The sequence below is a fragment of the Vreelandella sp. F11 genome, assembly GCF_042466685.1.
Taxonomy (GTDB): Bacteria; Pseudomonadota; Gammaproteobacteria; order Pseudomonadales; family Halomonadaceae; genus Vreelandella.
Window position 1 is genome coordinate 3,287,402 of sequence record NZ_CP170448.1, and the last position, 23,418, is coordinate 3,310,819.

Sequence of the window (23,418 nt, forward strand, 5' to 3'; positions counted from 1 at the left end):
TCATAAGGGGCGGCGTTTTGGTTTTAACGTCTTGTTTTCAACATAGCGCTGCCAGGCGGGCAGGCCGATCGCCCATTTTGGTTAAGCGCTTAGTAAGCGCTGCCAACTGAACGGCACTGCCCTGACTTCCCGCACGAATAATCTCAAGCGCCCAGGCAGGTAACTTGGGAGCAAGTCGATAATAGACCCACTGGCCTTCGCGCTGGCCACTCAGTAGCCCGCACTGACGCAGCTGCGCCAAGTGGCGCGACACCTTAGGTTGCGACTCCTGCAGCGCATGGGTCATTTCACACACGCAAAGCTCTTGCTCTTGAGCCACCAGAAGCACCAACATCAAACGCGTTTCATCGCTTAAACATTTAAACACCTGCAAGGCTTGCGGTGTATTTACTTTACCCACCATAAAGGCCCCAGACTGATTGACTATATGTACTGCATGTAGTTTACGTCACAACAGTCGCTGGCGGTATGCACCACTCGGTTACGTAACAGGCAGACACGACAAAACACCCTGACGCCATAATGAGCATCGGGAGACAAAAAAAGTAAAGGCGTAATACGGAAAACTAAATGGCTCCTCGAGCAGGACTCGAACCTGCGACCCAATGATTAACAGTCATTTGCTCTACCAACTGAGCTATCGAGGAACAACGTATAGATATCAATCAACAGCAGGACAACTTGGCTCCTCGAGCAGGACTCGAACCTGCGACCCAATGATTAACAGTCATTTGCTCTACCAACTGAGCTATCGAGGAACATTATAAGTTGTCGTGTCTAAAGCAGAACCCAACCCCATTAACAGCTAGATTAAAAACCCAGCGATAAGTTGGCTCCTCGAGCAGGACTCGAACCTGCGACCCAATGATTAACAGTCATTTGCTCTACCAACTGAGCTATCGAGGAACTGCTCAAACACGGTGCGTAGTATACTCATAGAATCGTGAGGGTCAAGTATCGATTATGGATGAACGCTAGCCGCTGGTTTCTTCAATCCGTATAATGCGCCAACTAACGATAGCGGTTTGGACACCCTCATTGCCGACCGCACGACAACACTCCATTCATCCTCGTCCCCCGACGACTCATAGATGACAGGTACCGATGGCGAAGAAGCTCTTCATCAAAACGCACGGCTGCCAAATGAACGAGTACGACTCCTCCCGTATGGCGGATCTGCTCGGCGAATCTCACCAGCTCGAACTCACTGATAATGAGCGGGAAGCCGATGTCATTCTGTTAAACACCTGCTCGATTCGCGAAAAAGCGCAGGAGAAAGTTTTTCATCAGCTGGGTCGCTGGAAAAAACTCAAAGACGCCAATCCCAACCTGGTGATTGGCGTGGGTGGCTGCGTGGCGAGCCAGGAAGGCGAAGCCATCCGCAAGCGCGCGCCCCACGTGGACATGGTGTTCGGGCCGCAAACCCTCCACCGCGTACCCTCAATGCTGGATGCTCGTGGCAACAACCAGATTGCTGCCGTGGATGTTACCTTTCCCGAGATCGAGAAGTTCGACCACCTGCCCAAGCCCTCCTCCGATGGCGCAACGGCGTTTGTATCGATCATGGAAGGCTGCTCAAAGTACTGCACCTTCTGCGTAGTGCCCTATACCCGCGGTGAAGAGGTCTCCCGCCCCTTTGAAGCAGTTATGGATGAAATTATCCATCTTTCCGATCAGGGCGTGCGCGAAATCAACCTGCTGGGCCAGAACGTCAACGCCTACCGTGGTGAAAACCAGCTTGGCGATGAAATCGACCTGGCCGAACTGATTGCCTGCGTGGCTGCAGTAGAGGGTATTGACCGCATACGCTTCACCACCTCACACCCGGTGGAGTTTACCGACAGTCTGGTCGATGCTTATGCTGATATCCCTGAGCTGGTGAGCCACCTTCACTTGCCGGTACAGTCGGGCTCAGACCGTATCCTTACTGCCATGAAGCGCGGACATACGGCGGCCGAATACATTGAAAAGATGGAGCGCATCCGCGCCAATCGCCCGGACATCAGTTTCTCCTCTGACTTCATCATCGGCTTCCCTGGCGAGACAGAAGAGGATTTTGAAGCGACGATGGATTTAATTCATCAAATCGGTTTCGATCACTCCTTCAGCTTCGTTTACTCCGCACGCCCCGGCACACCTGCTTCTGGCCTGCCGGATGAAACGCCGGAGAGTGTCAAAAAGCAGCGCTTGGCGATTCTGCAGGAGCGGATCATTCAGCAAACCGCGCAAATTAGCCGCCGCATGGTCGGCAGCACACAGCGAGTTCTGGTTAACGGCTTTTCGCCCCGCGACCCCGGCCAACTCTCGGGACGCACCGAGAATAATCGCGTGGTTAACTTCCGCGCGGCCAACCCAACCGAACTGATCGGCTACTTTGTCGATGTAGAGATCACCGAGGCATTTCCCAATTCGCTACGCGGTGAGCTTGCTTCACCTGAGCGCTATTGATCGTTCTCTTATCACAGATCATTGCCCCGCTTCTGGCGGGGCAGTAAGCTGAACGATACACACACTAATGAGGGGTTCCCCACTCTTGAGCCAGCCAACACCTCAGGCCAATCGCATCATCACCTTAAGCCTTGAACCCAATGATCCGCAGCGCCTTGCTAGCCTTTGCGGCCAGCAGGACGAGCATTTGAAGCTGATTGAAAGCCGCCTAGATGTGACGCTGCGCAACCGAGGCAATGTATTCCAACTGGCAGGCCCCGCCAACCGCATTAAGGCAGCGGCGAACGTGTTGGAGCACCTCTATCGCGAAACAGCGGCGAGCGAACTCGATGCCGATACCGTGCATCTCTTCCTCCAAGAGTCCGGGCTTGAAGCCCTGGAAGAGGAAGAGGATGGCGCCGGCAGCAGCGACGAAGTAATTATGCGCACCCCGCGCACCATGATTAAACCGCGTGGGCTTAACCAGCAGCGCTACGTCTCTAGCATCCGCGAACACGATATCAACTTCGGCATTGGGCCTGCGGGTACCGGTAAAACTTACCTTGCCGTTGCCGCCGCGGTAGAAGCACTCAACCAACAGGAAGTGCGCCGTATCCTGCTCGTACGCCCGGCGGTTGAAGCGGGTGAAAAGCTGGGCTTCCTGCCCGGCGACCTGGCCCAAAAAATCGACCCTTATCTGCGCCCTCTTTACGACGCCCTGTACGAAATGATCGGTTTTGAGCAAGTGGCGAAATTAATTGAGCGCCAGGTGATTGAGATCGCCCCGCTGGCCTATATGCGCGGCCGTACGCTCAATAACTCCTACATCATTCTGGATGAGAGTCAGAACACCACCCCGGAGCAGATGAAAATGTTTCTGACCCGGATTGGCTTTGGCTCTACCGCCGTAATTACCGGCGACGTCACCCAGGTCGACCTGCCCAAGGGCCAGCGATCGGGGCTGATTCAGGTGCTCGACGTGTTGAAAGATACTCAAGGTATCGGCGTCACCCACTTTGCCGCCAAGGACGTGGTACGCCACCCGCTGGTTCAGCGCATTATCGAAGCCTACGATGTGTTTGAATCTCAGCAGGAAGTGGAAGAGCGCGCCCGCCGCGAGGTGCGCCAGCAAGAGCGTGACGCACGCATGCAGGCGCGTGAAGGCTCCTGGGATAGCTCGCGATGAATGAAGCTATAGAGAAGGGGTGTATCGTTGATCGCCAAGCGGCGATCGACGAACCACTGCTACCTAGCCTGGAACAGCTCACCCACTGGGTGGGCTGTGTATTTGCACACCACCCTGACGATCAGCGCCTTGAAGTAACGATTCGCTTTGTGGATGAGCGTGAAAGCCAAACGCTTAACCGCGACTACCGCAGCAAAAACAAAACCACCAACGTGCTCTCCTTCCCCTTTGAGAGCCCGCCGGGCGTGGAATTACCGCTACTCGGCGACCTGGTGATTTGCCATGCCGTGGTGGCCCAGGAAGCAGCTGAGCAAGGTAAGCCGATTGAGCACCACTACGCCCATATGGTCGTGCATGGCATCCTGCATTTAATGGGCTACGATCATATGGATGATCACGAGGCCGAGGAAATGGAGCAGTTTGAGCGCGAGTTGTTAGCAGAGCTAAACATCCCCGATCCCTATGTGGATAACACCCAAACGCCCAAAAGGGATGACGCTTAAACGCCTGCCTCTCTATTAATTGGCAGTAGGTGCGTTAAATCACGTAACAACTAATCTGGTACTATCCCACGTTTCAGTGATAAAACAGCTACCTGACGACATGGTTTATATAACGATGTCGTCAATGAGATAGCAACTGTCTGCCCGCAAACGAGAGAATTGACGCATGAGCGAAGACCGATCGAGCAACCCCAATCAAAAATCCTGGCTCGAGAAACTCTTTGGCGCCCTTTCCGGAGACAATGACGAACCCAGCTCGCGGGATGAGCTGATGACGTTTTTACGCCATACCGCAGGGAAACTAAAGCTGGATCAGGACGCCATTATGATCATCGAAGGCGCCCTTGAGATCAGCGATCAGCAGGTTCGCGAAGTGCTGATACCCCGCTCCCAGGTCTCAGCCATCGCGCTGGATCAAACCAGCGACGGCTACCTACCGCTGATTCAGGAAACCGGTCACTCCCGCTACCCGGTGATTGGCGAAAACCTGGATGATGTAAAAGGCATTCTGCTGGTCAAAGATCTGCTCCCCCTGCTCTCGCAAACTCAAGCTCAGCGTGATGCTTTCAAGTTAGATGACGTTTTGCGCCCAGCCATGTTTATCCCTGAATCAAAACGGCTCAACAGCTTGCTCAAAGAGTTTCGCGATACCCACAATCACATGGCGGTGGTGGTGGATGAGTACGGCGGCACCGCGGGCATTATCACCATCGAAGATATCCTTGAGCAGATCGTCGGCGACATCGAAGATGAGCACGATACCGATGAAGAGGATGATATCCGCGAATTAGAGAATGGCCATTTTGCCATTCGTGCGCTGACCCCCATTGAAGACTTTAACGAACGCTTTGACACCGAGTTCTCTGACGACGAGTTCGACACCGTTGGAGGCCTGGTGATGCAGCAGTTTGGCCATCTGCCTCGGCGCGGTGAACACACCACTCTGGGCGGCTGGCGGTTTGTGATTCTCAATGCCGACACTCGTCGCATTCGTCTACTCGAAGCCTACCGCGACACCCGCCGCGATGACGAAGAGGATGACGACCAGGAGAACAAATCAGCCTAGACGCTTGTTGTCGCGCTGCTCTCTACCCACTTTCTTGCACCTCACCGTAGATAGGTTATCGCTATGGGTTTCCCCCCCGCGTTTTTGTTACAGCTGCTTGCTGCCCTGGTGGCGGGCGGTTTCACCACCCTTACGGCTTCCCCTTTTGAGCTTTGGTGGCTAGGCCCGGTAGCGATTGGCTTACTCTATGTGGGCCTGCACACGCTAACCCCCGCCCAGGCAGCCCTAAAGGGGTGGCTATATGGGGTGGCACTGTTCGCCAGCGGCACCTCCTGGGTATATGTCTCTATCCACGACTATGGCTACACCGGCGTACCGCTAGCCGTTTTTCTAACCACGCTGTTCGTAACGATTCTGGCGCTGTTTTTTGCCGGCACTTTCTGGCTCTACCGGCGCTTCACCTCTGCACGGCTTGCATTTATCAGCTTTGCCGGTGCCTGGGTACTGGGCGAGGTGCTACGCACCTACCTGTTTACTGGCTTTCCCTGGCTGCTGCTGGGCTCTGGCTACGTCGACTCACCACTGGCCGCCTGGGCGCCCGTTGGTGGCGTCTATCTGCTCTCGCTTATGGTCGCGCTTAGCGGCGCGCTGGGGGCTGAACTGCTGCTTCGCCGCCAGTGGTGGACACTCGCCCCCCTTGCGGCTATTTGGTTAATCCCCCTGGCCCTCCCCGAACAATGGACCACGCCAGCAAGCGAACCTACTCGTGTGGCACTGCTACAGGGCAACCTGCCGCAATTATTGAAGTGGACACCCGAAGGGCAGCGCACAGCGGCAAATACCTATAGCGACCTCACCCGCGAAGTCGCTGATGAGGTCGACCTGATCATCTGGCCAGAAACCGCCCTGCCAATGATGGAAACCCAGGCTCGCCCAGTACTGGAGCGAGTGCAAGCGAACCTGCCGCCCGATGTCGCTCTACTCACCGGGATCGTTCAGCGCGACGAGCAGGAGCGCTACTTTAATAGCGTGATTGGCGTAGGGGACGTAGAGGGTAGCTACCAAAAAGAGCACTTGGTGCCTTTTGGTGAGTACCTGCCACTGGAGAGCATACTGCGCGGGGCAATCGATTTTTTCGACCTGCCCATGTCCACGTTCACCAAAGGTGCGCATGAGCAAACGCCGATGCAGGCCGCCGGGGTTCATATTGGCAATGCCATTTGCTACGAGATCATCTACCCACAGCTGGTCGCTCGCCGAGCCCAAGACAGCGGAGTGATCATGACGGTGTCTAACGACACCTGGTTTGGCGCCTCGATCGGCCCCCACCAGCACCTGCAGATGGCACGTCTACGTGGGTTAGAGAATGGTCGCTATGTGGTGCGTGCCACCAGTAATGGCATTACTGCTATTATCAATCCCAATGGGCAAATTGTTGAACGCGCCCCACAGTTTGAAACCACAACGCTTACCGGCGAGTTCTACGCTATGGAGGGCCTGACCCCCTTCACCCGTTTGGGGAGTTGGCCTGCTTGGTTGCTGGCTGGGCTGATGCTCTTACCCGGCGTGGTGGCAGCGAGAGCCACCCGTCAGGCGTGAAGCGGGAACGTCAGAGGCGTTAGTCACAAGGAGTAAAGCGGCTAGCTAGTAAAACGGCCCGAGTCCTTTAGAGGACTCGGGCCGTTTTGTTTTACTCAAGCTAATCGCCTATCTAAGTGGCTAGATAGGTGGCTACTCAATCCGTTATTTAGGCTGCGCTGTTTTTTAGCGTGGCCATATCGATCACGAAGCGATAGCGCACATCGCCTTTCTCCATGCGCTCAAAGCCTTCATTAATGTTATTGATATCGAGCATCTCAATATCACAGGTAATACCTTGATCGGCGCACAGTTTAAGCAGCTCTTCGGTCTCTGCAATGCCGCCAATCAGCGAACCGGCCACAACGCGACGCTTAAAGACCAAATTGAATGCTTCAATGGCGGGCTCAATGGGCTCCAGCAGACCGACGATAATGTGGGTACCGTCATACTTTAGCGACGTTAAGTAAGGGTTTAAATCGTGCTGCACTGGCACGGTATCGAGCATAAAGTCGAAGGTTTCTGCCACCGCATCCATCTGCGCCTGGTCGCTGGAAACCACCACATGGTCAGCACCGTTACGCTTGGCTTCGTCAACTTTGGCGTCGGATCGAGTAAACACAGTGACCTCTGCGCCCAATGCTTTAGCCAGTTTAACGCCCATATGGCCTAAGCCGCCCATACCAATGACACCCACTTTATGGCCTTTACCTACGCCGTGATGCTTGAGCGGCGAATAGGTAGTAATGCCAGCACAGAGAATCGGCGCTGCCGAGGCCAGATCAATGCCATCAGGCATCTGCAGCACAAAGTGCTCGCTCACCACGATGGAGTCAGAGTAGCCACCCTGGGTTATGGTGCCATCCTGGCGGTCTTCACTGCCGTAGGTCATGGTAAAGCCTTCCAGGCAGTACTGCTCTACGCCATCTTTACAGGCGGCACAGGTACGGCATGAATCCACCATGCAGCCAACCCCCACCAAGTCACCGGCTTTAAAACGCGTCACTTTATCGCCCACAGAGGTCACGCGGCCGACAATCTCATGGCCGGGCACCACAGGGTACTGGCTCATGCCCCAGTCATCGCGGGCAAAGTGCAGGTCGCTGTGGCAAACACCGCAGTAGAGTATTTCGATAGCAACGTCATCGAGACGCGGCTGGCGGCGATCAAAGGTAAACGGTGCTAAGGGCTTATCGTTAGCAAATGCCGCATAGGATAATGCTTGGCTCATCAGTGAAACTCCTTATCATCAAAACAGTGCCGTATACATCAGCAGGCATTTCCCCGGATGCGGGGCGTGCCAATAGTATTGGCCTATTCAGTGATGATAGCGATGAACGAAGCTACGCCATTTTTGCCAATTACTCCGATACCACGTAATAAAATAACAAAAAATGGTCATAAATCGTTATGATTATACAAAAGCCACCAGAAACCAGAGAGACACCACCATGGCCTCTACCGCTCAGGCTGGCAATGCGCTGGCTACCGTTATCGCGCCATTGGTTAAAGGCGACGGCAACAATGACACACCGTTACCTGGCGTGTCGTTACTCTGTTTAAGCCGCCACCAGGTACGCACACCGCTGCTCTATGAGCCGAGTCTTACCATTATTGCCCAGGGGCGAAAAATGGGTTATCTCGGCGATCGCGAAATCCACTATGACCCTGGGCACTACTTGGTGCAAACGCTGCCACTCCCCTTTGAGTGCGAAACCCACGGCTCACCGGAAGCCCCATTGCTGGGTATATCGGTACGTCTGGATCCCGCACTGCTAAGCGAAATGGTAATGGCAATGGGCGATACCGGCGGCCACTCCCAGGCACCGCTGCCAATGGCCTCGGTGGCGATGACAGAAGGCATGCAGGACGCCGTACTGCGCTTGGCGCGCACGCTGAATGAGGCGGTGGAGTGTAGCACCATGGGCACGGCGCGCATCCGCGATGTGGTCTTTGAAGCGCTAAAGGGCGAACAGGGTTCCGCTTTACGGGCACTGGTATTGGGGCATGGAAACTATTCACGCATCGTGCAGGTGCTGTCTAAGCTTCACAGACATTTTGCCGACGACTTTAGCGTGGAGCAGTTGGCCGCACAGGCCAATATGAGTCCGTCGACGTTTCACCAGCACTTTAAGCAGATTACCCGCTCATCACCGGCTCAATACTTAAAGCGGCTGCGCTTAATCAAAGCACAGCAGTTGTTGCTGCAGGATAATCACAACGTTAATCAGGCCGCTGCGGCGGTGGGTTACCGCAGCGTGCCCCAGTTTAGCCGCGACTATAAGCGCTACTTTGGCGAGCCGCCGCTTCAGCATCGTCGCCAGGAGCAGGCGCTACGAGCTTAAAGCGAGCTTTAACGCAGAGCCTATTTGGCAAATGCTATTCTGCAAAGACTACTTTGCAAAGACTTGGCTCATATCTTTAAACGCCTTGAACTCTAGGGCGTTTCCACATGGGTCGAGCAGGAACATAGTGGCCTGCTCGCCTACTTCGCCTTTAAAACGCACGTAAGGCTCAATCACAAACTGAGTCCCCCTCGCTTTCAAGCGCTCGGCCAAGGCCTCCCATTCGTCCCACGTCAAGATCACGCCAAAGTGCGGCACAGGTACGTTGTGTCCATCTACCGGATTGGTGTGGGCGCTCTCTTGCCCTGGCGTTTTGGGTTGCTCGTGAATGACCAACTGGTGGCCAAAGAAATTAAAGTCGACCCACTGTTCACTGGAACGCCCCTCTTCCAAACCAAACACATCGTTATAAAACGCCCGTGCCAGCGCTACGTCGTAAACGGGAATCGCCAGATGGAAGGGTGAAAGGCTCATGAAAGTCTCCTGCTTATTTAGTTTTATCAAATGGCGGGCACTTTATGCCACCACGCTATATGCATCCTAGGGCGGCTCATGGGAAAATAAAATCAATAACTATTTGGCCAATTCACAAAAAGGATTTATCAATGATCCGTGAATTAAAGACGTTAGTGGCTGTCGCCCAGGAAGGCACCTTTGCGGCGGCGGGCAACAAAATAGGCCTGACTCAGGCTGCCGTAAGCGCACAAATGAAACGCTTGGAGCAAGAGCTGGGGGTCGATCTATTCGAGCGCAAAGGGCGTGCAGCCATCCTGACCCAGCGGGGACAAGAGACGTTGCAGCAAGCCAACGCCCTGTTAACCCTTTACAGCACGTTAGGGTCTTCGCTATCCGAGCAGCCCTCTACACAACGCGTCAATATAGGTGCCATCGCCTCCATCCAGCGCTCACTACTTCCCGATATACTGGCGCGCTTTCATCACACCTTTTTAGAGTGCCGTACTCGCGTAGTACCTGGGCTCTCTATGGAGCTGGTCAATCAGGTCGACGCTGGCGAGCTGGATATGGCGGTGATCGTTCGTCCCCCCTTTTCACTGCACAGCGATTTGCGCTGGACGCCCCTTGCCCACGAACCCTTTCGATTAATTGTGCCGCGCCATATTGAGGTCGAGCAGTGGCGGGAACTGATCACCCACCAGCCGTTTGTGCGCTACGACCGCGCCTCCTTTGGTGGTCGCCAGGTAGACCGTTTCTTACGCGATAACCACTGCAACATACGTGAGGTCTGCGAAGTCGATGAACTAGAGGCTATCGTTAAACTGGTCGCCCAAGGCGTCGGCGTTGCCCTGGTACCCCAGGCGATTGCGCAGCAAAGCTGGCCAGCGGGAGTGCGGGCAATCGATTTGGGCGAGCGAACGTTTCACCGCGACATAGGATTGATTCATCCGACCAGTGGCCACTTGAGCGAACCCGCTCGGGCGCTTGCCCAACTGATTAGTGAAATCGCCCAGTGAAAGGGCCTTGAATAGCTACCATCAGCCAGGCAATAAAAAACGCTACCCCAAACAGCAGAGGTAGCGTTTTAGCTATTGACGTTAAAGTACGGCCAACAAAACGTTATACGTCGGTGACTGCTTCTTCCTGCGTCTCGTTTGCCGGGGAATCGTTTGCAGCCTCTTCGCTCTGCTCATCTTGCCCGTCACTCTCCTCGCTCACCTGCTCTGCGTCGCTATCGCTAGCAAGATTCAGTGGCTCTTCTAGCTGCAAGGTTCGCGCGGTAAAGGTACGTACTTCACTGAGCAACTCAGGATTCTCCGCTAAGCGCTGTCCATAAGACGGCACGATGTCGGTCAGTTTTCCCTGCCACTCTGCACTGGCCACCTGTTCAGGGAAAACGCGGTCAAGCAGGTTTAGCATGATGGAAGGCGCCGTCGAGGCCCCCGGCGATGCGCCCAGCAGTGCCGACATAGTGCCATCTTGCGACGTTACGACTTCGGTACCGAACTGCAACACACCACCCTTTTCAGGATTTTCTTTAATAATTTGTACCCGCTGACCAGCTGTCCATAGAGCCCAATCGTCTTGGTTTGCTTCAGGGTAGTACTTCTGTAGTGCTTCAAAGCGATCATCGTCGGACATCAGCACCTGGCCAACCAAGTAACGCACCAGATTAAAGTTATCCATCCCAACTTCAGCCACCGGCCAAGTGTTATGCAGCGTCAACGAGCTGAACAGATCCGTCCAGGAACCCTCTTTCAGGAACTTGGTGGAGACTGCTGCAAAGGGGCCAAAGAATAGCGCGGGCTCACCGTCCAGGTTGCGCCGATCCAAGTGCGGCACGGACATGGGCGGAGAACCTTCGCCTGCTTTGCCATAGGCCTTTACGTCGTGCTGTGCCACCACGTCCGGATTAGTGGTGTAAAGGAACTGGCCACTTACTGGGAAGCCTGCGTAAGCTTCGGCTTCAGGAATGCCGGATTCCTGCAGCAACAATAACGCAGCACCACCCGCACCGATAAAGACGTAGCGGGAATCCACGGAGGTTTCCCCGCCGTTGGCGAGATCCGCCACGGTCACTTTCCAGGTATTGTCATCATTGCGCTCTAGTCCGCGCACTTCACTGCTAAGACCTAGCGTAAAGTGGTCGCTTTGCGCCAGCGACTCAACCATTTGGCGCGCTTGCGCACCATAGTTAACTTCGGTTCCCATCTGCATTCGCGTAGCTGCCACGGGCGTATCGTTACCTTCACGCCCAGCCATCACTAACGGCATCCACTCGGCCAGTTCCGCAGGATCCTCTGAGTACTCCATACCCGCATAAAGGGGATTTTGCGTCATCGCCTGATAGCGCTTACCCAAGAAGTCGACGTCGTCCTCTCCCCAAACCACTGCAATGTGCGGGACTGTTTGGATAAACGAATCAGGCTCACCCAGAATGCCAGCCTCTACCTGGTGAGACCAAAACTGACGGGAGACTTCGAACTGTTCAGTTACTTTAGTGGCCCGCTCAATTTGAACTTGACCCTCAACCTCTGGCGTGTAATTTAGCTCCATGAAGGCCGAGTGCCCGCTACCTGCGTTATTCCAGGCGTTAGAGCTCTCTTCGGCAACTTGATCCAAGCGCTCATAAAGGTGGATATTCCACTCTGGCTCAAGCTCCTGTAGATAGGTACCCAATGTAGCGCTCATAATGCCGCCGCCAATCAGTACAACATCAACTGGCTCATCGGCAGCAAGGGGCATGGATGCCAGTGCCAACAGCGGAGAACAGAGTAATAGGCTAAAACGTTTTTGCATGTCATGTCCCAGACGATACAGAAAGGACGCACCGGAACACTATGTCTCCGGCATCAAGGGAGGTATTATTTGTCGACTAAAGTCTAACAAAAATATACTAATCCGGAAATATGCAATCTTACTTAAATGAAAGCGAATGGAATTTAAGCGATGAAACCAGAGGATCTGGAAAAGTTAGTGACGCGTACCATGCCCTTTGGCAAGTATGAGGGCCGCCTTATCGCCGACCTCCCTGGCCCCTATTTAAACTGGTTTGCCCGCGAGGGGTTTCCCTCTGGGGAAATTGGCCAGCTACTGCATCTAATGCACGAAATTGATCACAATGGGCTAGGCCCGCTATTGGATCCTCTGCGAAAAACGCCCAGCCAACGCGGCGAAACTTAACTCTGGCCTTTGTTCCACTCGTTAAGCGCGTGCTGAAATTCAGCCCGATAAGCTGCCTGATGTTGTGCAGAATCCTCAGGAAAGCGACCTAAGGCGACCGCCAGCTCAAAAAAACCAGCTGCGGGTAAATCATCGCCTCGACGGCTGACGACCAGTGTGGCTATAAATGGCTTTTGCTGCGCGGCATCTTCACGCATTAACTGCTCTAACGCTTGAGTAACCTGGGCAATGGTGCGCGGCGGCGTAAGTGCCAGCGCGCTCGCCGCTTGTTGATACGTTATTGGCAAGGCGTCTCGCGGTGTGCTCAGTAGTAACTGGCGCAGAGCGGCTACGTTATCGGTCATATATGTCCTATCGTCAGGTATTAACACGTTCACTTTGCCCATGGACACAGGGTGTTTGCTAAACCGTGTTTGTGCTAAGAAGAATCTGTGCTAAGAATAGCGAACTCTGCTGCATTAAGGAGAACACATGGTAACGCGACTCACCAAGGCACGCCCTCGTGGTGGCCGCTGGCTTGGCGTGCTGGCGGGCTTAGCCATTCTGCTGATAGCGATAGCGACACTGATGATGGCGGGCGCTGGGCCTGCTTATCGTGGTGAACTTATCAGTCTCGGCGAGGCATTCAACTTACTGCGCAACGGCGTCTATGCCGCTGGAGGGGCGGTGACGGTGAGTATTATCACGCTGTTATGGAGCATGGTGGCTCGCCGCTCTACACCCGCCCTAGTAGCCTCGTTGGTGATCGTCGCCGCTGCAGCACTGCTTTACGTACCCTGGCAGCATTGGCAACGCGCTCAACAAGTGCCCGCTATTCACGACATCACCACCGATACGCAGAACCCACCTGCCTTTGAAGCGTTAGCTGACGCGCGAGAAGCGGCGCCTAACGCGGTCGACTACCCAGGCGATACCACCGCTCAGCAGCAGCACGCTGCTTACCCTTATATCAAGCCACTGATCCTGGCCGAAGCGCCGCAAACGGTGCTGGCTGCCGCCCAGGCTGAGGCCGAGGAGGCGGGCTGGCGGATCGCCCGCATCAGCGACAATCACATAGAAGCCACCGCCACTACCCGCTGGTTTGGCTTTGAGGATGATGTGGTTATTCGCTTAACCGACGTTGAGAACGGCGTGCAGGTGGATATGCGCTCTGCATCACGCCTGGGCGCCAGCGATGTGGGCACCAACGCGGCAAGAATCGCAGCTTTTTTAACGTCGTTGGAAGCGCGGCTTAAATAGCGCTTGTTCGTTAATGTATCTGATCGCGCTTATGGTTCTCTTCGCGCGCTAAAATTTGCTCAGCATCCAGGGTGGCAATAGGCACTTGGTGCTGGGTCGGGATATCCCCGCTCAGCTGAAGCGCTTGATAACGCAGGGCACAAACGCGTAAAAACGAGGTAAAGTTGCCCAAATCGTGCCCGGCGTCGATGGATTCGTGATACAGCCGGGTGATCATCTGGGCCGTGTTCATGCCATCACGCTGGGCAATCTCTTCGAGAATATGCCAGAAATAATTCTCCATACGCACGCTGGTGACCATGCCATCAATACGCAGCGAGTGTGTCGCGCTTCGCCACAACTCGGGGTCAGCTTGAACGAACAGTTTACACATGGGAGTAGTCTCTTTTGGAAGGCATCGTCTCTTGGATCATTCGTATCCACACGAGTCATTAGCATAGCGGACATAAGCGCAGTGCGCCCAGCGGGTGCTGGGCGCAAACGTCGTTATTACTGCGGATAACCTTACTTATTCAGTAACGCCATAAACTGGCTAAGCCAAGCCGGGTGGGCAGGCCATGCGGGAGCAGTGACCAGGTTGCCATCGGTCACCGCATCGGTCACTTCCAGGTTGGCAAAGTGCCCCCCAGCAAGCTCTACCTCCGGTTGGCAGGCTGGGTACGCAGAGCACTGCCGACCTTCCAGCACTTTGGCAGCGGCTAACAGCTGCGCCCCGTGACAAATCGCAGCCACAGGCTTGTTGGTCTCAAAAAAGTGCTGAACCATCGTTAGCACCTCTTGGTTCAAACGAAGATATTCCGGAGCGCGGCCCCCTGGCACCACCAGCGCGTCGTAATCGGCGGGGTTCGTACTGGCGAAATCGGCATTCAGGGCAAAGCGGTGGCCGGGTTTTTCGGAATAGGTTTGATCACCTTCGAAGTCATGAATGGCTGTCGCTACAGTGTCACCTGAGGCCTTACCAGGGCAGACTGCATCGACACGGTGACCGACGGCCATGAGCGCCTGAAACGGCACCATGGTCTCATAATCTTCAGTAAAATCGCCGGTGATCATTAAAATGCGCTTGCTGCTCATCTCAGTGCTCCTCTTATCCATTTATCTTATGGTTATTGATCGAGTGTTTGAGCACACGCGAGGCGTGTTAGATGAGACTAGCAAGCGCTTTCAAATAATAGGTAGTAATTGCTTACTACTGAGTAACTTCTTCCTGTTGTGGGAGGGATAAATGCCGCTGCCCTGCCGTGTCACTGACGCGGAAGCGCCCTACCAGTGAGTGCATATCCCCGGCGCGGTCATCCAGGGTATGGCTGGCGGTGGTCGCTTCCTGCACCAACCGGGCATTCTGGTGGGTCACCTGATCCAACTGCGAAATCGCCTGGTTGATCTGGTCAATACCCGCAGATTGCTCATTGGTCGCCCCCGCAATTTCGGTAACATAGCGCGACACCTCACTCAGGCTATCGATGATTTCCTGCAGGTGCTTACTTGAGGCATTTACCAGTTGCTCACCTTCGCTTACTTTGGCGACACTATCATCTACCAAATGGCGAATTTGGGCGGCTTCTTCGGCGCTGCGTCCGGCTAGTTTGCGAACTTCCTGGGCCACCACGGCAAACCCACGCCCCTGCTCTCCTGCACGCGCCGCTTCAACAGAGGCGTTGAGCGCCAGCAAGTTGGTTTGAAAGGCGATATCGTCGATGGCTTTAATGATCGAGGTAATTTTCTCGCTCGCTTCACGGATATCCCCCATTGCCGCCGTTGTGCGCGTGGACACATCGCCTGCGGCACGGGCGCGCTGGTCAACATTGCCACTCGCGTCTTTGGCCTGATCAGCGTACTCAGCGGTTTGCTTCACCGTGGCAGTAATCTCTTCCAGACTTGAGGCCGTTTCCGCCAATGACGCCGCCTGTTGGTCGGTACGCTGGGAGAGGTTTTCATTACCGGCGGCAATTTGACGGCTGCTGGCCGCGATGGCTTCAGCGCTTTCGCGGATTTGCGCAACCATGCCTTCAAAGGTATCCATCATATTATTGAACGCTTGAGCAGTTTGGCCCACTTCGTCGTTACGCTTCAGCTCAAGGCGCATGGACAAGTCGGCATTTTCGCCCGCGGCGCCGCTGATGTTTTCCATTTGGTGGCGCATCGCCACTAGCGGCCCCAGCACCCGTACCATGGTACGCCAGCCAAAAATCGCAAGTAACACGATAACCGCTAGAGTGACCATAATCAGTAACGAGCGACCGGCGTTGGCTAAGGTTTCGGCCTGGGTAGAAGCACTTTGGGCTTGGCCAACGGTATAGGCTTCAACATCACTCAACGCATCACGCATTTGATTCATGGCTTCAGCCACACTGGTAAGTGCAGCTTGTACCTGTTCGTGTAGCGCCAGCTGTTGCAGACGTAATTCATACACAGCGTTGTCATCGGACACCATCAACCCTTCCAGCTCAACAATGACATCGTCTAAGTCTAGAATAAGCGCGCGCTGCTCTGCTTCAGTGCTGGGTGCTTCTGCAATCGCCGCTAATGATTGACGAGCCAGCCCCACCTGTTGGGCAATTTCGTTGTAACGCAGGTTGACCAATGCATCGGCACTGCCCGTCTGCATCATCTGACGGCCAAGGTCGGATAGCTGCGCCAATGCCATGCGCGCGTTTCCGCTTAAACGACCAATATCAGCTTGTGTCGCAAACATGTTGTCCAACAGCTGCGTTGGCAGCGTGGTCATGCCATCTTCGCGCCAGGCTTCCATCAATACGCGCTGCTCCTGGCGATTGCGAACCTGCGCCAGTGCAGCACGCCCAGCAATATTTTCCGCACTCAGCATTACTTGAGAAATTAGCGCTTGCATAGCGCTAATCCGCTCAGCCATCTGTATTTGCAGGCTCAGTTCCTCACGCCGCACCGCTTCAAGCGCAGTGTCGCCTCCCAATAACGCTTGATAGTGGCTCTCTAATGCACTCAGACCTTCAGCTATATCAATTCCACTCAATGCTTGCTGTGCAGCGCGAAAGCGTTCATCTAATTCGCTCTGAGGGGTGGCCGCGTCAAGGGCTGCTACGTTCTCTGCCGCAAGCAAATCCGCGTGGCGTTGGCCAAAAGCTCCCATAGTGAGCACCATGCCACGGCTGGCATCTTCAAGCGGGAGCACCTCACCAATAATATAACGCTGCGAGTCAATGAGCCGTTGGTTGGTCACCCAGCCCGTTGCCGCTAGTACTATGGCTCCCAGCACCGCTGCTAAGAACAGGCTGATCAGCATTGCTCGAATACTTAAGGTTTTTTTCATTATCTGTTTTCACTTGTGTCAGGGTCTTACAGGTAACGTAAGCTTTGTGAATCGAAGCTTTAAGGCAACAAGCTCGCCCATTCCACCGACTCGAAGCGGCCATTGGCAATAATCGTTGGCCATACCGCATCACTGGCTTGATGGTCGTTCGGCCCCAAGCTAACCGGCTCTTCCAGTCCAATATCAACCGACCCCAAACCAAGCAAGCCATCCACGATAGCGTCACGGTCAGGGTTGGCACCGGCGGCTTTCACCCCCTCCACAAAGAGCTTCGCGGCCAGGTAACCTTCGAGCGAAATAAAGTCCGGTTCGCTACCACTGGTATGGGCATCCAACGCTGCACGGTAAGCTTCTACGGCGGGCAAGTCAGCATCCAGGGGGGGCACTACCTGAGTAATAATGACGCCTTCGGCCAGATCACCAAGTTCATCCATAAGCGCCTGGCTACCCACAAAAGAGACATTCAAAAATACCGCGTCAGGTAAGTCGTTTTTCGCTTCACGAATAAAATCAGCGGCGGGGCCGTAGGTACCGACAATGATAATGGCGCGAGGCGTCACTGGCGCTTCCAGAATAGTCGCCAGCCCCTGGTGAATATTGCGCGTGCCACGCGTAAAACGCCCATGGGCGAGTGCCGCGATATTATCGACGCCATGGGCAGTTAATGCCTGGGCGGCACCATTGTATCCCGCATCGCCAAAGCTATCGTTTTGGGTAAAGAAGGCAATTTCCTCGGGCAATACACCGGCTTCCAGCAACCCATCCACCATCGCGGCAGTTTCTTGTACGTAGCTGGCCCGGTAGTTGATCACGTAGCGGTCAGGCGGCGACTTGCGCAGCACCCCGGCGCCGGTAAAAGCACCGTAAAGCAAAGTCTTATATTCATTATAAATGGGAATGGTCACCGTAGCGGTGGGAGTACCAACATTGCCAATCGCCGCCAGTACATCTTCATCCTGAATCATCTGTCGGGTATTGCTGGCGGCTTGTAGCGGTTTGTACTGATCATCTCGTGCAAGCAGCGACAAATTCTCGCCATTAATCCCGCCCGCCGCATTAACCTCGGCAAAGTAGGTCTCGATACCTTTTTGCATGCCCAACCCAAGCGGTGCAGCGCCTCCACTGGACGGGGCGACAATGCCAAAGGTAAGCTCTGCCTGCGCGGATAGGGGAGCAAACGCCCCGCCTAATACAGCTATTGTGAATAAAGCCCTTTTTAGCAAGACCTTTCTTAACAACTTGGTTCCCAATCGTCGCATTGATCTGCTCCTTAATAGCTAGATCACTTCCCCACGTAAATAGCATGGGCGAAAGTGCGCAACTTTCCCCTCACACTTTCGCCACATTACCGAACTTTTGTTTATTACTGTCTGTGTATTACTATCGGCAGGAGAATATACGACTAAAGGTTAATTATCGTTAATTAATGAGTAACGTTTGTTACCTACTCTGTAACATTCACTCACAAGCTGACAAAGCAAGCCAAATGGTTTCAAAAATCATACTCTTAAAACCTCAACCGGTTGCTAAGCGGGCCTTTCGATAGCGAAACGATCACTAATACGGATGTAGTCGCTACCTGCTAGACGTCCAACAGGTTTGAGCAAATCCATATCCACATGGCGACCGTCCCACAGCGAATCATCAATATGGATGGAGACGATTTGAGCCAATACTAACGTGCCTGCCAAGGGCTGATCACCAAAACTGATCATATCGAACAGTTTACAACCAAACGCCACGGGCGCGTTGGCAATACGTGGCACGTTGACACCTGGCATTTTAGCTTTCTCAAGGTCAGCCAGGGCAAACTCATCCTCTCCTGGCGGCAAACTGGCGCTGGTGGTATTGAGCGCTTCAATGAGTCCTTCACTACCCACGTGCACGACACACTCCGGCACTTCATTTAAATTGCGCACCGTATCTTTAAGCTCACCGCTACCATTAAGTAGCGGCGAAAACGCTAGCACTGGAGGGTTTACGCTGGCCACGTTAAAAAAGGAGAACGGCGCCAAATTGGCATTTCCCTGCTTATCCTGGGTGGATACCCAAGCAATAGGACGGGGGCACACGGCGCCGGATAATAACCGATAAATCACGCCGGGGCTTAAGGGGGCTTCATCTAATAGGTAGTCGCTCATTTTTTGGCTCACTCTAGCGTCATAAAACAGCTGCTGTTCAATAGCTCTCACTGTTAATTAGTGATACAGGGGCTCAGGCTTGGCGCGCTTTAAGATGATTAATCACGCCGCCTACCCGTAAAAGTTCGCACTGCCGTTCACTCATACCATGGTGTAACTGAATCATTCCTTTGCCGATAATTTCTGCTTCTAGTGTGGAACCATTGGCTATTTGGCTATGCAGGTTTTCAATGATAATACTATCACCTTGCACTAATTGATCAGCGTCACTCTCATTGATAAACGTTAATGGCAGAGCGCCAAAACAGATTAAGTTTTGCCAGTGGATACGCGCAAAGCTTTTTGCCAACACAGCCTGTAAACCTAAGTAACGAGGCACCAAAGCAGCGTTCTCACGACTAGAGCCTTGGCCATAGTTATGCCCACCCACAATCATATGGCCGCCTAAGTTACGCGTAGCTTCTGCACTTTTAGCGTAGTCAGGGGCGACGGCTTCAAAAGTGAAGGGAGCCGAAGCATAGATACTGCTCCAGTAGGGCATCACGCGCTGGCCTGCAGGCATAATGTCATCCGTAGAAATATTATCGCCAGTGACCAGCAGTACAGGTATTTCCAGGCGATCAGGAAGCGGATCAAGTGTCGGTAGTGCAGGCGTATTGTCAGTTTTTTGCAGTGGTTTTAAGCGGGCTTGGTCAAGCGGTAGTGGTGCGGTAAAGATATCGCGATTAACCACCATCGCTTTGGGTTCATTAATACGTGGGTAGTCCATTTGCATACTACGTGGGTCGCTAATCACGCCAGCTAAAGCTGAGGCTGCGGCTGTTTCGGGGCTGCATAGGAATACGCTGTCTTCTCGTGTGCCGGAGCGCCCAGGGAAGTTACGCGGAACCGTGCGCAAACTATTTCGTCCTACGGCAGGCGCCTGCCCCATTCCAATACAGCCATTGCAACCCGCTTGGTGCAAGCGTGCACCGCTAGCGACCAACTCGCCTAGATACCCTTCTTGAATCAACGTTGAAAGCACTTGGCGTGAGGAAGGATTGATATCCAACGAGATCCCCTCTGCCACTGAGCGGCCTTTCACCATACTAGAGACCACGGCAAAATCACGATAACCTGGGTTACCCGAAGAGCCGACGTAAGCTTGGTGCAGCGGCTGCCCGGCTACCTCGCTCACAGGCACTACCTTGTCGGGACTGGAGGGCAGTGCAATTAAGGGCACCAACTGCGATAAATCGATCACTTCATCAACATCGTAGTGGCAGCCTGGGTCTGCCGCTAATGGTAGCCAATCCGCTTCACGTCCTCTGGCGGCCAAAAAGCGTCGCGTACCTTCATCACTGGGGAACACACTTGAGGTGGCGCCCATTTCGGTACCCATATTGGCGATGACTAGTCGATCCATTGCCGAGAGCTCAGCAAGACCAGGGCCGTAAAACTCAAGAATGCTGTTTTTACCCCCCGACACCCCGTGGCGACGGAGTAGCTCTAGGACAATATCCTTGGCCGACACCCAGTCGGGTAATTGCCCTTCCAAGCGAACACCCCAAATCCTCGGCATAGTGATATATAGCGGCTCACCCGCCATTGCCATGGCAACCTCAATCCCCCCCGCGCCGATGGCCAGCATGCCCAATGCGCCCGCCGAGGTAGTATGGCTGTCGCAACCCACCAGCGACTGTCCAGGCACACCGAAATTCTCCATATGCACCGGGTGGCTAATGCCATTGCCAGGGCCTGAGTACCATACCCCGAAGCGTTCACATGCACTTTTTAAAAACAGATAAGTCTCTGCATTCAGGTTGTCGGCTTGAACAAGCCCATGGTCGATATATTGCACACTGGGTTGAGTATGCACTCGATCCAATCCCATGGCTTCGAGCTCTAGCATTACCAGGGTGCCCAGCACATCCTGTAACAGGGCTTGGTCTATACGCAGGGCAATTTCGCTGTCCGGGAACATTTCACCACTGACTAAATGATCACGAATCAGTTTTTGAGCTAAGTTCAAGGGGGTAATAGAGGGGGCTAGAGAGGTCATTAGAGTGATCCTAACGTTTTTATTATCATTGATAGAGAAAGGCGAACAACGGTGGCTAACTAATAGACAGTTCGTTATTACACTGACGCTCCACGTGAGCGGGAGTAATCAGTTGTTTTTGGCGCATTTGAGCGGTTCGCGCGGCTAATATATGTGCGCGCATAATCGCAGAGGCCCATTCAGCATCGCGATTTTGCAAAGCTCGAATAATTTCCCGGTGATGCTGCATACTGCAAAGCAGTTCCTCACGGGTGTAGTGATGAAAACTACGCCGTGAGACAGGCACTTGTACGATCGTTTCTAGCAAGCGCTGAAGACGCGGACTTTCAGCAGCAGTCACTAGTTCAGCGTGAAACTGGTTATTCAGTACGGCGATTTCGTCAGTCGCTCGCTCATCCTTCTGCTGACAGAGAACTTCCATTTCATCGGCAAAACTCCTCAGCGTAATGAGCTGTGCTTCACTGATGCGTTTAGCCGCACGCCGAACCACTTGCGGCTCGAGCAGCACTCTTAGCTCAAAAACCTCTTCTACATCTTGCTGCGTCCACTGCACCACCCGCGCCCCATGATGGGGTATGGCCTCAACCCAACCATCCGATACCAATCGGCGTAATGCCTCCCGAATAGGGGTGCGGCTGTAATCAAGCTCTTCCCCAATAGTCGCTTCACGCACATAGCTGCCCGCAGCATAGCCGCCGTTAAGTATGCGCTGTTTGATGATGTGATAAACCCGATCGGCGGCGGTCATATGGTCACTCCTAAACGTTCCAGCAGACTGCTTTAAAGCACTTGCTCAGTGTACCAAATCGATATTAGCGACTAAGGTCTCAAAGCTGATTGTGTACGATTTGTTGCACCGAAGGCCAATATAGGCCTACATTTATCAAAAATCGAGCATGATTGCATACAATAATCATTAAAAGCTTGTCGACTTCGGTAGCCATGCCATCCCAAAGGAGTTCCAAATGAAACTCGACCCTACCTCGTTACGGCTGTTTGTCCGGGTAGCAGAGATGGGCACTATAACCGGTGCGGCTGATGCTGAGTTCATTGCAACTTCTGCAGTTAGTAAGCGCTTAAGCGAGCTTGAAGCGCATTTCAGCACGCCGCTATTACATCGCAACAACCGTGGCGTAGAGCTAACACCTGCGGGCAATGCGCTGCTCCACCTATCCCGCGGGGTGCTGCATAACCTGGAAGACTTAGATCTACAAATGCGTGATTACACTAGCGGTGAACGCGGCATTATTCGTATTTTTGCCAATATGTCCGCTATCACCCAGTACTTGCCCGGCGAGACTCAAGCTTTTTTTGAAAAGCATCCAGATATTGGTGTGCAGCTCGAAGAGAAAGTCAGCCCTGTGATTACCAGGGAGATTATGGCGAATGGGGCCGATATTGGCATTTGTGCCAAGCTACCCCATGGCTACGACCTAGCAGAATTGCCATACCACACCGATGAATTGGTACTTGTGACACCGTTAAACCATCCGCTTGCCAACCGGGAGGCTATTGATTTTCGCGACAGCCTTGAACATGCCTATGTTGGTCTACACTCTTCCAGCGCCATTAATTTGCAGCTTTTGAAGGCCGCCAGCTTAGCTAACAGGCCGTTACGGCTACGTATTCAGGTCACCAGCTACGATGCGCTATGCTTGATGGTTCAGGCAGGATTAGGCATAGGTGTCGTGCCGAGAGGCGCCATTCGTCAGTACGTGGGCGGTCTACAAGTACGTGTACTGCCTATTCGAGATGACTGGGCGATGCGCCCACTGTGCATTTATGTCAATAACATCGATCGCATATCGATGGCAGCCAGACTATTTGTCGACCATCTCATTGAATCTTCAACTAATTCTAGACAAACCATACAGTTAGCCGAAATTGCTGATGGAACTATTTCTTCGGTGGTTTAGCGGCAATGAAGCACCTGCCTTCTCGGTTCACGAAAGCAGGCTCATCAATCACTAATACCCAAACGCGCTAGCAACAGGTATTTATAGTCTGGAGGTGGTTCTGTAAAA

At 53.7% G+C, this 23,418-nt stretch carries 22 protein-coding genes and 3 tRNA genes; 10 read left to right on the plus strand and 15 right to left on the minus strand.

Annotation, left to right across the window (positions count from 1 at the left end):
• Positions 1-37: 37 nt before the first annotated feature.
• From ACFIOZ_RS15075 to ACFIOZ_RS15090, 4 genes are all read right to left on the minus strand, one after another.
• Positions 38-403 (minus strand): metalloregulator ArsR/SmtB family transcription factor, encoded by a 366-nt coding sequence (locus ACFIOZ_RS15075; protein WP_386079274.1) that lies wholly within the window; start codon positions 401-403, stop codon positions 38-40.
• 168 nt (positions 404-571) lie between these two features.
• Positions 572-647, minus strand: a tRNA-Asn gene (locus tag ACFIOZ_RS15080).
• A 35-nt stretch (positions 648-682) separates the two neighbouring features.
• Positions 683-758 (minus strand) — tRNA-Asn (locus ACFIOZ_RS15085).
• 72 nt (positions 759-830) lie between these two features.
• A tRNA-Asn gene (locus ACFIOZ_RS15090) sits at positions 831-906 on the minus strand.
• Between the two features lie 198 nt (positions 907-1,104).
• On the opposite strand from ACFIOZ_RS15090, the gene miaB reads away from it, so the two are divergent.
• The 5 genes from miaB to lnt all read left to right on the plus strand — a co-directional run bounded on the left by miaB (position 1,105) and on the right by lnt (position 6,721).
• Positions 1,105-2,448, plus strand: a complete 1,344-nt coding sequence (miaB, locus tag ACFIOZ_RS15095; protein WP_386079277.1) for a tRNA (N6-isopentenyl adenosine(37)-C2)-methylthiotransferase MiaB — start codon at positions 1,105-1,107, stop codon at positions 2,446-2,448.
• Between the two features lie 85 nt (positions 2,449-2,533).
• Positions 2,534-3,613, plus strand: coding sequence for a PhoH family protein (locus ACFIOZ_RS15100; RefSeq protein ID WP_386079280.1), 1,080 nt, complete (start codon positions 2,534-2,536; stop codon positions 3,611-3,613).
• Positions 3,610-4,116 (plus strand): rRNA maturation RNase YbeY, encoded by a 507-nt coding sequence (ybeY, locus tag ACFIOZ_RS15105; protein ID WP_386079281.1) that lies wholly within the window; start codon positions 3,610-3,612, stop codon positions 4,114-4,116. Before ACFIOZ_RS15100 ends, ybeY begins: the two co-directional genes overlap by 4 nt.
• Positions 4,117-4,282: 166 nt before the next feature.
• The gene (locus tag ACFIOZ_RS15110; protein WP_386079284.1) at positions 4,283-5,182 is read left to right on the plus strand and encodes an HlyC/CorC family transporter; all 900 of its coding nucleotides are present in this window, start codon (positions 4,283-4,285) and stop codon (positions 5,180-5,182) included.
• A 63-nt stretch (positions 5,183-5,245) separates the two neighbouring features.
• Positions 5,246-6,721, plus strand: a complete 1,476-nt coding sequence (gene lnt / locus ACFIOZ_RS15115; RefSeq protein ID WP_386079286.1) for an apolipoprotein N-acyltransferase — start codon at positions 5,246-5,248, stop codon at positions 6,719-6,721.
• A 148-nt stretch (positions 6,722-6,869) separates the two neighbouring features.
• Here the strand turns inward: lnt and ACFIOZ_RS15120 are convergent, their stop codons facing one another.
• The gene (locus tag ACFIOZ_RS15120) at positions 6,870-7,931 is read right to left on the minus strand and encodes an NAD(P)-dependent alcohol dehydrogenase (RefSeq protein WP_386079289.1); all 1,062 of its coding nucleotides are present in this window, start codon (positions 7,929-7,931) and stop codon (positions 6,870-6,872) included.
• Positions 7,932-8,151: 220 nt separating this feature from the next.
• Between ACFIOZ_RS15120 and ACFIOZ_RS15125 the strand changes: the two genes are divergently transcribed.
• A complete protein-coding gene (locus ACFIOZ_RS15125) occupies positions 8,152-9,045 on the plus strand; it encodes an AraC family transcriptional regulator (RefSeq protein ID WP_386079291.1) in 894 nt (297 codons plus the stop codon).
• A gap of 48 nt (positions 9,046-9,093) precedes the next feature.
• Here the strand turns inward: ACFIOZ_RS15125 and ACFIOZ_RS15130 are convergent, their stop codons facing one another.
• The gene (locus ACFIOZ_RS15130) at positions 9,094-9,519 is read right to left on the minus strand and encodes a VOC family protein (protein WP_386079294.1); all 426 of its coding nucleotides are present in this window, start codon (positions 9,517-9,519) and stop codon (positions 9,094-9,096) included.
• Positions 9,520-9,650: 131 nt separating this feature from the next.
• On the opposite strand from ACFIOZ_RS15130, the gene ACFIOZ_RS15135 reads away from it, so the two are divergent.
• Positions 9,651-10,517, plus strand: coding sequence for a LysR substrate-binding domain-containing protein (locus tag ACFIOZ_RS15135; RefSeq protein WP_386079297.1), 867 nt, complete (start codon positions 9,651-9,653; stop codon positions 10,515-10,517).
• A 103-nt stretch (positions 10,518-10,620) separates the two neighbouring features.
• On the opposite strand, the gene mqo is transcribed toward ACFIOZ_RS15135, so the two are convergent.
• The gene (gene mqo, locus ACFIOZ_RS15140; protein ID WP_386079299.1) at positions 10,621-12,300 is read right to left on the minus strand and encodes a malate dehydrogenase (quinone); all 1,680 of its coding nucleotides are present in this window, start codon (positions 12,298-12,300) and stop codon (positions 10,621-10,623) included.
• 150 nt (positions 12,301-12,450) lie between these two features.
• Between mqo and ACFIOZ_RS15145 the strand changes: the two genes are divergently transcribed.
• A complete protein-coding gene (locus ACFIOZ_RS15145) occupies positions 12,451-12,684 on the plus strand; it encodes a DUF3820 family protein (protein WP_022522550.1) in 234 nt (77 codons plus the stop codon).
• Here the strand turns inward: ACFIOZ_RS15145 and ACFIOZ_RS15150 are convergent.
• Positions 12,681-13,028 (minus strand): hypothetical protein, encoded by a 348-nt coding sequence (locus tag ACFIOZ_RS15150; RefSeq protein ID WP_386079302.1) that lies wholly within the window; start codon positions 13,026-13,028, stop codon positions 12,681-12,683. The two genes, ACFIOZ_RS15145 and ACFIOZ_RS15150, sit on opposite strands and share 4 nt — an antisense overlap.
• Positions 13,029-13,155: 127 nt before the next feature.
• Between ACFIOZ_RS15150 and ACFIOZ_RS15155 the strand changes: the two genes are divergently transcribed.
• Positions 13,156-13,923: a DUF1499 domain-containing protein gene (locus ACFIOZ_RS15155; protein ID WP_386079304.1), complete on the plus strand. Its 768-nt coding sequence runs from the start codon at positions 13,156-13,158 to the stop codon at positions 13,921-13,923.
• A gap of 10 nt (positions 13,924-13,933) precedes the next feature.
• Here ACFIOZ_RS15155 and ACFIOZ_RS15160 read toward each other — a convergent pair whose 3' ends face one another.
• From ACFIOZ_RS15160 to ACFIOZ_RS15190, 7 genes are all read right to left on the minus strand, one after another.
• The gene (locus tag ACFIOZ_RS15160; RefSeq protein ID WP_386079307.1) at positions 13,934-14,296 is read right to left on the minus strand and encodes a ribbon-helix-helix domain-containing protein; all 363 of its coding nucleotides are present in this window, start codon (positions 14,294-14,296) and stop codon (positions 13,934-13,936) included.
• 131 nt (positions 14,297-14,427) lie between these two features.
• On the minus strand, positions 14,428-14,997 hold the full coding sequence (locus ACFIOZ_RS15165) for a DJ-1/PfpI family protein (protein ID WP_386079310.1): 570 nt from the start codon (positions 14,995-14,997) through the stop codon (positions 14,428-14,430).
• Positions 14,998-15,112: 115 nt separating this feature from the next.
• Positions 15,113-17,212 carry a methyl-accepting chemotaxis protein gene (locus ACFIOZ_RS15170; RefSeq protein ID WP_386079313.1) on the minus strand — a complete coding sequence of 700 codons (2,100 nt, stop codon included), beginning with the start codon at positions 17,210-17,212 and terminating at the stop codon, positions 15,113-15,115.
• A gap of 59 nt (positions 17,213-17,271) precedes the next feature.
• Positions 17,272-18,471 (minus strand): ABC transporter substrate-binding protein, encoded by a 1,200-nt coding sequence (locus ACFIOZ_RS15175; protein ID WP_386079315.1) that lies wholly within the window; start codon positions 18,469-18,471, stop codon positions 17,272-17,274.
• Between the two features lie 267 nt (positions 18,472-18,738).
• Positions 18,739-19,353: a flavin reductase family protein gene (locus tag ACFIOZ_RS15180; protein ID WP_386079318.1), complete on the minus strand. Its 615-nt coding sequence runs from the start codon at positions 19,351-19,353 to the stop codon at positions 18,739-18,741.
• Positions 19,354-19,426: 73 nt separating this feature from the next.
• Complete coding sequence (locus ACFIOZ_RS15185) at positions 19,427-21,394, minus strand: aconitate hydratase (RefSeq protein WP_386079321.1); 1,968 nt, start codon at positions 21,392-21,394, stop codon at positions 19,427-19,429.
• Between the two features lie 55 nt (positions 21,395-21,449).
• Positions 21,450-22,142 (minus strand): GntR family transcriptional regulator, encoded by a 693-nt coding sequence (locus ACFIOZ_RS15190; protein WP_386079324.1) that lies wholly within the window; start codon positions 22,140-22,142, stop codon positions 21,450-21,452.
• A gap of 217 nt (positions 22,143-22,359) precedes the next feature.
• Between ACFIOZ_RS15190 and ACFIOZ_RS15195 the strand changes: the two genes are divergently transcribed.
• Positions 22,360-23,310, plus strand: a complete 951-nt coding sequence (locus tag ACFIOZ_RS15195) for a LysR family transcriptional regulator (protein WP_386079327.1) — start codon at positions 22,360-22,362, stop codon at positions 23,308-23,310.
• Positions 23,311-23,418: the final 108 nt, after the last annotated feature.

Excerpts from the sequence above, each read along its gene's own strand:
- ACFIOZ_RS15075 (WP_386079274.1), bottom strand. The coding sequence starts at position 403 with ATGGTGGGTAAAGTAAATACACCGCAAGCCTTGCAGGTGTTTAAATGT.
- miaB (WP_386079277.1), top strand. The coding sequence starts at position 1,105 with ATGGCGAAGAAGCTCTTCATCAAAACGCACGGCTGCCAAATGAACGAG.
- ybeY (WP_386079281.1), top strand. The coding sequence starts at position 3,610 with ATGAATGAAGCTATAGAGAAGGGGTGTATCGTTGATCGCCAAGCGGCG.
- ACFIOZ_RS15110 (WP_386079284.1), top strand. The coding sequence starts at position 4,283 with ATGAGCGAAGACCGATCGAGCAACCCCAATCAAAAATCCTGGCTCGAG.
- lnt (WP_386079286.1), top strand. The coding sequence starts at position 5,246 with ATGGGTTTCCCCCCCGCGTTTTTGTTACAGCTGCTTGCTGCCCTGGTG.
- ACFIOZ_RS15120 (WP_386079289.1), bottom strand. The coding sequence starts at position 7,931 with ATGAGCCAAGCATTATCCTATGCGGCATTTGCTAACGATAAGCCCTTA.
- ACFIOZ_RS15125 (WP_386079291.1), top strand. The coding sequence starts at position 8,152 with ATGGCCTCTACCGCTCAGGCTGGCAATGCGCTGGCTACCGTTATCGCG.
- ACFIOZ_RS15130 (WP_386079294.1), bottom strand. The coding sequence starts at position 9,519 with ATGAGCCTTTCACCCTTCCATCTGGCGATTCCCGTTTACGACGTAGCG.
- ACFIOZ_RS15135 (WP_386079297.1), top strand. The coding sequence starts at position 9,651 with ATGATCCGTGAATTAAAGACGTTAGTGGCTGTCGCCCAGGAAGGCACC.
- mqo (WP_386079299.1), bottom strand. The coding sequence starts at position 12,300 with ATGCAAAAACGTTTTAGCCTATTACTCTGTTCTCCGCTGTTGGCACTG.
- ACFIOZ_RS15145 (WP_022522550.1), top strand. The coding sequence starts at position 12,451 with ATGAAACCAGAGGATCTGGAAAAGTTAGTGACGCGTACCATGCCCTTT.
- ACFIOZ_RS15150 (WP_386079302.1), bottom strand. The coding sequence starts at position 13,028 with ATGACCGATAACGTAGCCGCTCTGCGCCAGTTACTACTGAGCACACCG.
- ACFIOZ_RS15155 (WP_386079304.1), top strand. The coding sequence starts at position 13,156 with ATGGTAACGCGACTCACCAAGGCACGCCCTCGTGGTGGCCGCTGGCTT.
- ACFIOZ_RS15160 (WP_386079307.1), bottom strand. The coding sequence starts at position 14,296 with ATGTGTAAACTGTTCGTTCAAGCTGACCCCGAGTTGTGGCGAAGCGCG.
- ACFIOZ_RS15165 (WP_386079310.1), bottom strand. The coding sequence starts at position 14,997 with ATGAGCAGCAAGCGCATTTTAATGATCACCGGCGATTTTACTGAAGAT.
- ACFIOZ_RS15170 (WP_386079313.1), bottom strand. The coding sequence starts at position 17,212 with ATGAAAAAAACCTTAAGTATTCGAGCAATGCTGATCAGCCTGTTCTTA.
- ACFIOZ_RS15175 (WP_386079315.1), bottom strand. The coding sequence starts at position 18,471 with ATGCGACGATTGGGAACCAAGTTGTTAAGAAAGGTCTTGCTAAAAAGG.
- ACFIOZ_RS15180 (WP_386079318.1), bottom strand. The coding sequence starts at position 19,353 with ATGAGCGACTACCTATTAGATGAAGCCCCCTTAAGCCCCGGCGTGATT.
- ACFIOZ_RS15185 (WP_386079321.1), bottom strand. The coding sequence starts at position 21,394 with ATGACCTCTCTAGCCCCCTCTATTACCCCCTTGAACTTAGCTCAAAAA.
- ACFIOZ_RS15190 (WP_386079324.1), bottom strand. The coding sequence starts at position 22,142 with ATGACCGCCGCCGATCGGGTTTATCACATCATCAAACAGCGCATACTT.
- ACFIOZ_RS15195 (WP_386079327.1), top strand. The coding sequence starts at position 22,360 with ATGAAACTCGACCCTACCTCGTTACGGCTGTTTGTCCGGGTAGCAGAG.